General features: G+C 65.6%; 8 protein-coding genes. 2 read left to right on the forward strand and 6 right to left on the reverse strand.

Annotated elements, in window-relative coordinates; translation table 11 throughout:
- Window positions 1–10 precede the first annotated feature (10 nt).
- From AC1DVR_RS10020 to AC1DVR_RS10040, 5 genes are all read right to left on the reverse strand, one after another.
- On the reverse strand, window positions 11–1,447 hold the full coding sequence (locus AC1DVR_RS10020; RefSeq protein ID WP_478000419.1) for an oligosaccharide flippase family protein: 1,437 nt from the start codon (window positions 1,445–1,447) through the stop codon (window positions 11–13).
- Window positions 1,448–1,532: 85 nt separating this feature from the next.
- Window positions 1,533–2,729: a glycosyltransferase gene (locus tag AC1DVR_RS10025; RefSeq protein ID WP_478000420.1), complete on the reverse strand. Its 1,197-nt coding sequence runs from the start codon at window positions 2,727–2,729 to the stop codon at window positions 1,533–1,535.
- Window positions 2,726–3,784, reverse strand: coding sequence for a UDP-glucuronic acid decarboxylase family protein (locus AC1DVR_RS10030; RefSeq protein WP_478000421.1), 1,059 nt, complete (start codon window positions 3,782–3,784; stop codon window positions 2,726–2,728). The genes AC1DVR_RS10025 and AC1DVR_RS10030 overlap by 4 nt, the downstream gene beginning before the upstream one ends.
- A gap of 50 nt (window positions 3,785–3,834) precedes the next feature.
- On the reverse strand, window positions 3,835–5,229 hold the full coding sequence (locus AC1DVR_RS10035) for a sugar transferase (protein WP_478000422.1): 1,395 nt from the start codon (window positions 5,227–5,229) through the stop codon (window positions 3,835–3,837).
- Window positions 5,230–5,379: 150 nt separating this feature from the next.
- A complete protein-coding gene (locus AC1DVR_RS10040; protein ID WP_478000423.1) occupies window positions 5,380–6,294 on the reverse strand; it encodes a WecB/TagA/CpsF family glycosyltransferase in 915 nt (304 codons plus the stop codon).
- Window positions 6,295–6,784: 490 nt separating this feature from the next.
- Here AC1DVR_RS10040 and AC1DVR_RS10045 point away from each other — a divergent pair, with 490 nt between their 5' ends.
- Entirely contained in the window at window positions 6,785–8,206 is a 1,422-nt protein-coding gene (locus tag AC1DVR_RS10045; protein ID WP_478000663.1) for a mannose-1-phosphate guanylyltransferase/mannose-6-phosphate isomerase, read from the forward strand.
- On the opposite strand, the gene AC1DVR_RS10050 is transcribed toward AC1DVR_RS10045, so the two are convergent.
- On the reverse strand, window positions 8,172–9,491 hold the full coding sequence (locus AC1DVR_RS10050; RefSeq protein WP_478000424.1) for an O-antigen ligase family protein: 1,320 nt from the start codon (window positions 9,489–9,491) through the stop codon (window positions 8,172–8,174). The two genes, AC1DVR_RS10045 and AC1DVR_RS10050, sit on opposite strands and share 35 nt — an antisense overlap.
- A 559-nt stretch (window positions 9,492–10,050) precedes the next feature.
- On the opposite strand from AC1DVR_RS10050, the gene AC1DVR_RS10055 reads away from it, so the two are divergent.
- Window positions 10,051–11,232, forward strand: coding sequence for a polysaccharide biosynthesis/export family protein (locus AC1DVR_RS10055; RefSeq protein ID WP_478000425.1), 1,182 nt, complete (start codon window positions 10,051–10,053; stop codon window positions 11,230–11,232).
- Window positions 11,233–11,245: the final 13 nt, after the last annotated feature.

Consider the following 11,245-nt stretch of genomic DNA (forward strand, 5'->3'; position numbering starts at 1 on the left):
CAGGGCCGCCTCAGGCGGCCCTGAACACGAAGGTCCCGATCACGCCCAACTCGCGGCGTAATGGATGCGGCACCAGGATCACGCCCGCGGCCCATCCGGCCGCAGCGCCAGCGATCGCCAGAACCACCATGTCGATCGGCATCTGCTGCCACGAGCCGAGGGCGGCAATGATCGCCATCGGCAGCGCCACGGTCGCCGCCGTGACCGCGCCGCTCTTGAGCAGAATGGCGGCAAACTCGCTCATGGCAAAGGGCACCTGGCGCCGGACGAACCAGAGCGGGACCAGAACCTGGATCGGCCCGGTCAGGAACATGCTGAGCCCCATCGCATAAAGCCCGTGGTGTGACGCCCAGAGCGTGATTGCGAAACAGGGCGGCAGCGCCAGCGACATCGCCAGCGCCATGTCGCGGACCCGGCCCAGCGAGACGAGGACCGGATAGCACAGGTAGATCGGGAACAGGAAGAAATTGGCCAGCGCCACGATCCGGACCAGGGGGATGACGGCCAGCCATTGCGGACCCAAAAGCAGCCGCACGATCGGATCGGCCAGAATCGCGATCATCGCCAGCGCGGGCCATTGCAGACCCGAGACATAGGACAGCCCGGTCAGAAACGGCCCCTTCAACGTGCCCGAGTTGCGCGCATGGGCCGACAGCGCCGGCAACAGCACCGGCTGCACCGCGCTCAGCACCAGCCGGTCCGGCAGCTGGTTCAGCGAGATGGCGCGCGAGAACAGCCCGATCTCGCCAAAGCCCAGCACCCGCCCGAGGATCAGCCGCGGGAAGGCCTCGAACAACATGCCGAGCAGCGTGACGACGGTCGACCATGCGCCAAAGGGCAGGATCTGGCGCCAATGCCGCAGGGTGGGGCGAAAGATCCACCACTCGGGACGGCAGATCAGCGCGCCAACCGCCATGACCCCGGCCGCGCAAACCGAGCCCCAGACGAAGCTGAAGGGTCCGAACCCCGCCAGCGCCAGCCCGATCGTGGTCACCGCATTGACCAGACCGGTCGCCATGCCGATCAGGGTGACCTTGCCAAACGCCATGTCGCGCCGCATCAGAGCCAGCAGCGGATTGCTGATCGGCGCCACCATGAAGGCCAGGGCTGCGACCCGGATCAGCCCGCCGAGATCGGCGTTCCCATAGTAGCGCGCCAGAACATCGGAGGCGGCCAGCACACCAAGGCCGAGGCCCAGCGACATCAGGGTCATGATGGTCACCGCAGTGCACACGACTCCGGTGTTCAGATCCTTCTCCTGGATCAGGAAGGTGCCGATGCCGAAATCGCGGAAGGCCTCGATCAGGATCACGACGGTGCTGGACAACAGGAACAGGCCGACTTCTGCCGGCGTCAGGATGCGCGACACGATGGCCATCGTCGCCAAGGTCATCGCCACGCCTGCGACCTTGTCAGCAAAGGCGAGTGCGAACGATCTGCGGATCATGGTAAAAGTACCTTTGAAAGAAGAGGGGGCGACACGAGCGGGCTGCCCAAATCCGGACCTGCCCGGCGGCAGGGTTCACGGCCTGTCATCGGACAGGCAAAGCATCGCGCGAGGCGACGCGGAATCTGCGTTCGCGCAGATAAAAATAGGCGGTCCGCAGCGCATCTATCGCTTCAGAGCGGAACGCGGGATGCTCGGCCACGGCCTCTTGGCAGAACTCTGCCAGCACATCGCCCACGGGTTCGAGCCCGTGGTGGCGCATAACAAAGTCCCGGCCAAATTGCCCAAGCTGAACCCGCAGCGCTGCATCCTTGGCAAGGCTGATGACTGGGGTTGCCAGGTTGCGGTTGTCGTCGCCGCCATCCCCGATCCCGAACATGCCCGTCATCCGGAACCCTTCAGAGCACTGTGGTGTGAACAGCTTGGCAAAGCCACGCTCGCCCAGCACCACCACCGGCTTGCCAAACGCCATGCCGCGCAGCGCGGAACCTCCCATTCCCAAGACCACATCTGCGGCGTCGTAGGCCGGACGAGGGTCGGTCTTGGCGCCGGTCAAGACGACGGCGTCGCGTTGGAGATGGCGATTGGTGTCCTCTGCAAGGCGCTGCAACTTCGGACGCGCAGCACCGTCGCCCACAATCAGCAACTTCAGCGGCAATTGCCGACCCAGATCGCGGACCACGGCGATGGCGCGGATCAGCCCGTCAGCCTTCATGAATTCTGACAGCCGCGATACCGAGACCAGAACGATGTCGGTATCCTTTGCCCCGTGGCCGCGTCGAAAGGCCCTTCCGTCTGCGCAACCCGGCGCATTCGCCTGAATATCCACCGGGGGCACCAGCACACAGGTCTTGCGCCAGCCCTTCCGGTCCGCTTCGGCTTTCAGGTTGGCAAAGCCGAAAGTGGTTGGCACCTCACGCGGCATGGACCGCGTAAGGTTCATCATCATGTCCGTGATCACCAGCGGCGTCCGCATCGTCAGATGAGCCGCGCAATAGGCCTCCAGCCCCTGCCACCAGTCCCAGGCGTGGATCAGCTCCGGCTGCTCTTTGCGCACCAGATCCCGCAGCGCCCGCATGCGGGCCCAGGAAGGATGCAATCTGACATCAGGCGCCTTGGCAAAGCGCAGCCCCTTGCCCTTCAACAGATCCAGCGCCGGACCTTCGGAGGCGTGAAAGATGATGTCAAACCCATGCTTGTCGCGCAGATGTGCGGCAAGCTCGATGGCATTCACCTGGGTTCCACCCAACTCCAGCCGATGTGCAAAGACGAGGAGTTTCATGCCCCGGGGCCGTGCAGGGCGGAGCCATTGATGCGGCCGTTTGCCGGAGGCACAGGGTTGGGCGTGAGGGTCTGGTAGCGCTTTTTGAGCGGCGGCTGAACACTCGGCGTGTCGGACAAGTGCGACTCGAAATAGGCGATCGTGCGCGTCAGACCTTCACGCAGCTGTACCGTGGGGCTCCATCCAAGATGTTCCTTGGCGCGCGAGATGTCCGGCTTGCGCTGGGTAGGATCGTCCTGCGGCAGGGGCCGGTGCACCAGCATCGACCGCGAGCCGGTGATCTCCAGCACCAGGCGCGCCAGCTGGTGCATCGTGAACTCGGTCGGGTTGCCCAGGTTGACCGGCAGCGGCACCGAGTCAGGCGCGTTCATCAGGCTGATGAAGCCGCGGACAAGGTCATCGACATAGCAGAACGACCGTGTCTGGTTGCCGCTGCCATAGATCGTGATCGGCTCGTTGCGCAGCGCCTGCACGATGAAGTTCGACACCACGCGCCCGTCATCGGGCCGCATCCGCGGACCATAGGTGTTGAAGATGCGCGCCACCCGGATGTTGACCTTGTACTGCCGGTGGTAATCGAAGAACAGCGTCTCGGCGCAGCGCTTGCCCTCGTCGTAGCAGGCGCGCGGGCCGATCGGGTTGACGTTGCCGAAATAGCCCTCGACCTGGGGATGCACCGCCGGATCGCCGTAGACCTCGCTAGTGGAGGCCTGAAAGACCTTGGCACGCGCGCGCATCGCCAGATCCAGCACGTTGATCGCGCCATGGACATTGGTGCGCACGGTCTGGACCGGGTCGATCTGATAGTGGATCGGCGAGGCCGGGCAGGCGAGGTTGTAGATCTCGTCGATCTCGGCGCAGAGCGGCACGGTCACGTCGTGGCGCAACAGCTCGAAGCGGCGATTGTCCAGCAGATGCATGATGTTGCCGCGGCTGCCGGTGTGAAAATTGTCGAGGCAGATGACATCATGTCCGGCGTCGATCAGCCGCTCGCAGAGGTGCGACCCGAGAAACCCGGCGCCACCGGTGACCAGAATTGTCTTGGTCCTATCCAAAGTAGAATCCTCCTTGTTGATTTTCTCTGAAACGCTAAATCCCGCAGAAATCAGTAGGCCCCCTTGCGTCCGACCAATGCTGCGAAGGTGCCCAGGACGATCTGCAGATCGAGCCAGACCGATTGGTTGTCGATGTAGTGCTCATCAAGCTGCTGTTGCTGGGCGATGTCGGCATCGCTGCGCGCGCTGATCTGCCAGAGACCGGTGATCCCCGGCACGACCGAACGGCGTTTCGCGCGAAACTCGACCGGCATGGCGGCCAGGTGGTATTCGGGGAAGGGGCGCGGGCCGACGATGCTCATCTGACCGGAGAGGACGTTGAGCAGCTGCGGCAGTTCGTCGATGCTGGAGACGCGCAGGAACCGCCCGATCCCCGGCAGGACGCGGGGGTCGTTGCGCAGTTTGAAATGCGCCTGCCATTCGGCATTGGCTTCGGGATCGACGCGCAAAAGCTCCTGCAGCCGGCTTTCGGCATCGCGGTACATGGTGCGCAGCTTGAAGACACGCAGTTTGCTTCCGCGGTAACCCTCGCGCTCTTGCACATAATGGACCGGGCCGGGATCGACGATCCAGATCGCCGCGGATGCGATGAGCACGAAGGGCGCGGCCACAATCAGCGCGGGCAGGGCGATGGCAAGGTCGATCGCACGTTTCAGCGCGGCGCCTTGGCCCGATTTGCCGAGCGACAGGCCGATGGCGCCGCCAAGATCGGCCGGGTTGAGGCCCGAGACCCGCATCTCCGGCAGGTCGGCCAGAACGATCACCTCGCCATAGCGTTGGCGCAGCTGCGCGGTCTGGTGCGGATCGGGAAAATAGCTCGTGGCGGCAATCTCGCCGCGGCCGGACCCCGGGATCAGGCCATAGTGCCAATGGGTGGCGAAGCGGGTCTCCAGCTTGCGGGTCATTTCCGGGGTGCTGAAGAAGTCGGTGCGCGTGCCCCAAAGACCGGTGCGGTGCAGGGCGGCGCGGGCCACCATCCGCAGGGGCGTCTGCAGCGCCACTGCGATCAGCAGGGCTGCGCCAGCCGCCAGCGTTGCCGTCCAGCTGTCATGGACCGCCGCGCCAAGAGCAAGGGTCAGCGCAAGGGCCAGCGCCGTGATCAGGGCCCTGCGCCGCAGGATTTCCTGCGCGTGCAGCCGGTCGGCGGGGTAAAGGCCGTAAAGCCAGTTCACGACCAGCATGGCCGCCCCGATCATGACCAGACCCGGCACCATTCCCGCCGCCGCGCCGGTGGCCGTAGCCACCACTATGCCAAGGGCCAAGCCCGCTGCGTCCGCAAGGGCCATGACACCGCTGCAGAGCGTCCTGCGGACTTTTGACCCGAGATGAAGCCCCAGATGACGCTCGGTGCCGGCCGCGGTCGATTTGGTCGGGGAAGCGGCGTTCAGCGCGGCGGTGTGCAGCCCCTCGGCGCGCTGCGGCAATTCGGGATTTGCGAGCATCATGCCCCGGTCCTCCCCCCCATCGCGCAAGACCCGGCGCCTTCCGGCTGGCCATGCGGGGCGGTTTGCCACAAATGCGGCGGGTGATCTGCCGGAACGGCCGTCTCAAATCGCATTGTCATTCAAGGCTTCCTCATCTCTGGTTGAAGCGGGTTACCCCGTCTTGGAAATGTCCATCTGGCGCTCTTGCCCGGGAGCGATGGAAAGAGCCGCGTCCTCGGCGGGCACGAAGGCGATCGGGAACCGCTTCAGCCCGGTCTTCTGCAGCAACCGCAACGCCAGATAGCTCGGGACCACGCGGGCATAGCGGCGCCACAGCCGGCGCGGCTCGGTCACAAGGCGGAAGGCCCATTCCAGCCCCGCCCTTTGCAGCACCTTCGGCGCACCGGCCTTGTTGCCGCCGATGAAGTCGAACGCCGCGCCGACCCCAAGGAGTACCGGCGCGTCAAGCCTGGGGCGCATCCGCGCCATCCATTTCTCCTGCTTGGGGGTGCTCAAGCCGACCCAGACGACATCCGCCTGCGAGGCGTTGATCAGGTCGCAGACATATTCCTCCTCCGACGCCGTCAGCGGGCGAAACGGCGGAGCGAAGGCGCCCACGATATCAGTGTTCGGGAACATCCGGCGGAGCCGGAGTTCGAGTTCAAGCAGGTTCTTCGGCGTGGTCCCGTACAGGAAATGCCGCATCCCGGTCCGCAGGCCCCGCGCGAAGACCGCCTGCATCAGGTCCGGCCCATAGACCCGCCCGGCCGATTTGTGCCCGTCGCCATGCAAGGCCCAGACCAGCGGCATGCCGTCCGGGGTGACGGCCATGGCCCGGTTGTGGATGCGGCGCAGCTCGGGGTCACTCTGGCATTCGATCACGCCATGCGCGCCGCAGACGCAGACATACCCCCGGGCGCCACTGGCCACGGCGCTCGCCACCAACTGCACCGCCGATGTCAGATCAAGCGCCGAGACCGAAACGCCAAGAACATTGGTAACCGGATGCGACCGCAGGGTTTCGCCGTCCTGCAGCGCGAGAATCGGCGACCTTTCGCCCCCCAAACCCGGGTTATCCGTCTGCATCACCCACTCCCCGTCACACACACACTCTGTAAAGAAAGCTACGGTCCGGCAGGACTTCGGGGAACCTGATAGAAGGGTGGTGCCGGATACCAATGCAGCAGCACCACAGCGGAGGGGTTTCCTCCATTGGTTACCACTTTCTTAACCTTTTTATCCGATTGGAGGTGTCAGACACCTGCCGCCGCCACGCCATGCGCCGATCGGCGGACTTTACTTGAAAGGGCCAATCGCCGCCGATGGTGGTGTTTGCAAACGGGCCGTTTCCGAAGGCCGCGCGCGACGTGACGCGCAAGAGGCGTGACGCGCGGAAGGCCAGGTGTCGGAAGGCGCCCTTCTTGGTTCAGGAGATTGCACTGCCATGAATACCGAAATCCGCACGCCTCTGAAAACTCCCGCCGAAGAGCCCGCCGGACAGGGTGCCGATCTGCGTGACGCCGGTGCTCCGGCCGCCGCAGGGTCCGGCACGTCGCACCGGAGCGTCGCGCCCACGCTGATCACGCCGGTCGTGCTGTGCGGCGGCTCCGGCACCCGGCTGTGGCCCCTGTCGCGCAAGAGCTATCCCAAGCAGTTCGTGCCGCTGGTGGGCGAGGATACGCTGTTTCAGGCCTCATCCAAACGGCTGTCCGGGGCCGGGTTCACCGCGCCCCTGATCATCACGCATTCCGATTTCCGCTTCATCGTGGCCGAGCAGCTGGCCGATATCGGCATCGACCCCTCCGCCATCCTGATCGAGCCGCAAGCGCGCAACACCGCGCCAGCGGTTCTGGCGGCGGCGCTGTACCTGCAGCGCACCACGCCCGAGGCGTTGATGCTGGTGGCGCCCTCCGATCACCTGATCCCTGACAGCGCCATTTTCCGCGCGGCGGTGGAGACGGGGCGCAAGGCGGCTCAGGCGGGGCGGCTCGTCACCTTTGGCGTGCGCCCGACCCGGGTCGAAACCGGTTTTGGCTATATCGAACAGGGCCCGGTGGCCGAGGAGTTCGGGCCCGGCGTCCGCGACATCGCGCGGTTCGTGGAAAAGCCCAACGCGGTCAACGCGGCACGAATGGCGGCGGACACCCGCTTCCTGTGGAACACCGGCATCTTCCTGATGTCGGTCGAGGCGGTGATCGCGGCCTTCCAGGCCCATGCCCCGGAGCTGATCGCCCCGGTGACCGCGGCGGTGAAGGCGGCGCGCACCGACTTCGATTTCGTGCGGATCGACCCGCAGGCCTGGGCCGGCGCGCCGGATATCTCGATCGACTTTGCCATCATGGAGCATGCGACCAACCTCGCCGTCGTCCCCTTCGAGGGCGGCTGGTCGGACCTGGGCTGCTGGGATGCCGTCTGGCGCGAGACGCATCACGATGCGCGCGGGGTGGCGGTCTTTGGCGCCGCCAATGCCATCGACTGCGAGGCCACGCTGCTGCGATCGGAGGATCCTTCGGTGCAGCTGGTGGGCCTCGGCCTGAAGAACATCATCGCCGTGGCTATGCCCGACGCCGTTTTGGTGGCCGATGCCAGCCGCGCGCAGGATGTCGGCAAGGTTGTGGCCGCACTGAAGGCGCAAGGGGCGGTTCAGGCGACGCAGTTTCCCAAGGATCACCGGCCCTGGGGCTGGTTTGAATCGCTGGTGAAAGGCCCGCGCTTCCAGGTCAAGCGCATCGTGGTCCAACCCGGCGCCGCGCTAAGCCTGCAATCGCACCATCACAGGTCCGAACACTGGACCGTGGTCGAAGGCACCGCCCGCGTCACGGTGGATGACAAGGTGACCCTGCTGACCGAGAACCAGTCGGTCTATATCCCGCTCGGCGCCGTGCACCGGATGGAAAACCCCGGCAAGCTGCCCATGGTGCTGATCGAGGTGCAGACTGGTTCCTACCTCGGCGAGGATGACATCATCCGCTACGAGGACGTCTATTCCCGCTCCTGACTGCGCTGCCGGCCCCGCCTTCCGGGGCCGGCGCCGTCCGGCGCAGGGCGAAACTTGCGATGATGGTCATCAGCATCAGCCACCAGGGATCGTTCTGCGTCAGGAAATTGCTTTCGGTCAGGTTGAGCGTCAGCATGACGCCGACCATCACGTTCATCCAGGCCCAGCCGCCGCGCGGATCGGCGCAGTGCAGCACGGCGCCGTTACGGATCGCCTGAACGATCGCCATCGCGAAAAGGCCCAGGCCCACCACACCGAAGTTCAACAGCGTGTCGCGGTAGCCGTTGTGGGAATGCGGCGGCTGCCATTGCAGGATACCGGCGACCCACAGCGCCTGCTGTTTGCCCGGCGACCAGAAGGCCTGATAGCCATAGCCAAGCCAGGGCCGTTCGCGGATCCGGATATCGACCAGCGCCCAGAGCGGCACCCGGCCGGTCAGCGTGGCATCCTTGCCCAGCGATTCCAGCAGCGGCACCAGAAACAGGTCGAGCGACAGCAACAGCACCACCGTCAGTTCCAGCACCAGCAGGATCAGCACGGCGCGCGACACGCCCGACGTGCGCTGCAACAGGGCGTAAAAGCCAAAAAGCAGCACACCGATCACCACCGAGAAGATGCTCGTCGCGGAGCCGGCCTGTATCAGACAGGCAAGGCTCATCGCCAGCATGACCATCCCGCGCCGGCAGAGCAGCTTTCCGGCCTCTTTCATCAGGCCGAATGCGAGGATCACCCCGACGCAGGCCGCCCAGCCCAGAACATTCTTGTGGGTGTAGATTCCGCGCAGACCGGTGCCGTCCGGCATGAAGGCCATGGAAGGGCGCGCGACCATCAGGACCAGGCTCAGAAACAGGCTGACACCGACGACCATGGAAACCAGCGCCAGAAACTGCCGCGGCGTGAAGCGGATGGCAAAAAGGTAGGCCAGCAGGATCCCCATCAAGAGCCCGATATCCCGGCGCAGCGTGATCTTGGGCTCGATCGACCACAGGGTCGAGCTGAAGGCCAGCGCGACCAGCAGCACGATCGGAAGGGTGCGCCGCATCGCAAGCAGAAGCTGTCCGGGGAAGCGCGCCATCAGCGCGAAGGTCACCAGATAGACCGGAAGCTGCAGCAATTGCAGTTTGGACCGCTCGGCATCGCCCAGCTCACCATTCTGCACCATCAGCAGCAAGGGAAAGACCGCGCCCGAGGTCAGGAACAGCGCGAGCGCGGAGCCCCACCATTCGAACCTGCGCCAGCTGATGCGCAGCCCGGGTTGGCGCGCCGGAATGGCCCTTGCGATCATCTCGGGCGACCGATCACGCCAGACCGCGAAAGGCCAGACCGCGAAAGGCCAGACCGCGACAGGCCAAACCCCGACAGGACCGCGACCGCCGGGGCTGCACCGGATTGGCGCATGACTTTGCGCATGGCTCATCTCTCCAAGGCTACCGGCGCGCGGTCTGGCACGGCCAGCGGGTGCAAGCGGCGTGCGTAGCGGCGCTGCCGCTGAACGCCCGATTTGACCCTGCCCACCCGATCGGGTCCATCCCTCCGTTCGGCGGGGGGTGCCACCATCCGGCGCCTATTCTGCGCCGCGTTCGTCCGAAGGGCGTAGCGGCCCCGGATCCTTACACCCGATAGCCATCTTCGGCCGTTTCCCCGGCTGACGTAGACTTCTGCGGACCGTGCGGCGCGGGTCCGCACCGGTCCCGCGAGTGTCAGGTCGGTTTGGAATGTTTCAGCCAAGTGTGAATTGCGTGGCTTCTCACAGGATTTTAAAACGGATTGGCGTTTCGGCCCTGGTCTTGTGGACCTTTTCGGGCTTCAGCCAGGCGTCGCTCCGTGCCTTCGCCGGAACGCCCGTGGAGCGGGGCGATGTGCTTTATGTCTCGGTCTCCGGGGCGCCCGAGATGACGCGCGACGCCAAGGTCGATGCCGATGGCCGCATCCGCCTGCCGCTTCTGGGCGGGATCGACGTGGCCGGCGCCGATGTGGACGAGATTCAGCGCCGGATCGAAACGGCGCTGGTGGCGCGCGATATCGTGCTGTCGCCCGTGGTTCTGGTCGAGGTTTCCACCTATCGCCCGGTCTATGTCGGCGGCGCGGTGCGGACCAGTGGCGAGGCGCCATTTCAGCCGGGCCTGACAGTGCGTCAGGCGATTATCGCCGCCGGGGGGCTTTCCCTGGTGCCGGGTGACAAGACCGCCGATGTCGGACAGGTGATGGAATTGCTGGCCCGGCGTCAGGCGACCGAGCAGAGCCTGACGCAAAGCGACAGCGAGATCGCCCGGCTGAAAGCGCAACTCGCCCCCTACGCCCTCTCGCCGCAGGGGCAGCCCGGCCCGGTGCAACCCCCTGCCGCGCCGGCGCAGGATGTGCCGCCCCGGCCCTCGCAGGCGGGCCTTGACCGGCCGGCGGCGAAAGCGCCGGACGCCGGAGATTTCGCCTCGGTTGACCAAGATCTGCTCGGGGCCCTTGATGTGCAGCGCCAGTCGCGGCGCGCCTATGCGGAAACCGCGGTGACCCTGGTGCAGCTGGAACTCGACGTGCTGACCCAGCAATCGGAACTGCAGAAGAAAGAGCGCGACCTGCAGCATAAGGAGGTCGAAAGCACGCGCGTGATGGTGGACAAGGGTCTGGTGCCCCTGCCGCGGCTGACCGACCTGCAGCGCGAGGAATCGCGGATTTCCCGCGATCTGCTGGAGAATTTCGCCTTCGCCGCCCGCGCCCGTCAGGATATCGAGCGCATCCGTCAGGACACCGCGGCGGCGGATGCCGAGGCCCGGATCAAGGTGCTGGAGGAATACCGCAAGGCGCTGCAGGACCACGCGGCGCTGCAGGCCGAACTCGACATCATCGACGGGCATCTGCTGGCGGTCGGACAGGTCTCAACCGCCAAGGACGGCATCTCTGACGCCGAACCCCTTCTCGTGATCCATCGTCGTGTCGCGGGCGCCTCCTCCGAGCTGACCGTGACCATGGAGACGGATCTGCAGCCCGGCGATGTCCTTGACGTCAAACTGCCCGACCTCCCCCGCGACTGACCGAGACAGGAGA

It is taken from the genome of Rhodobacter sp. P2_H5 (assembly GCF_056403335.1).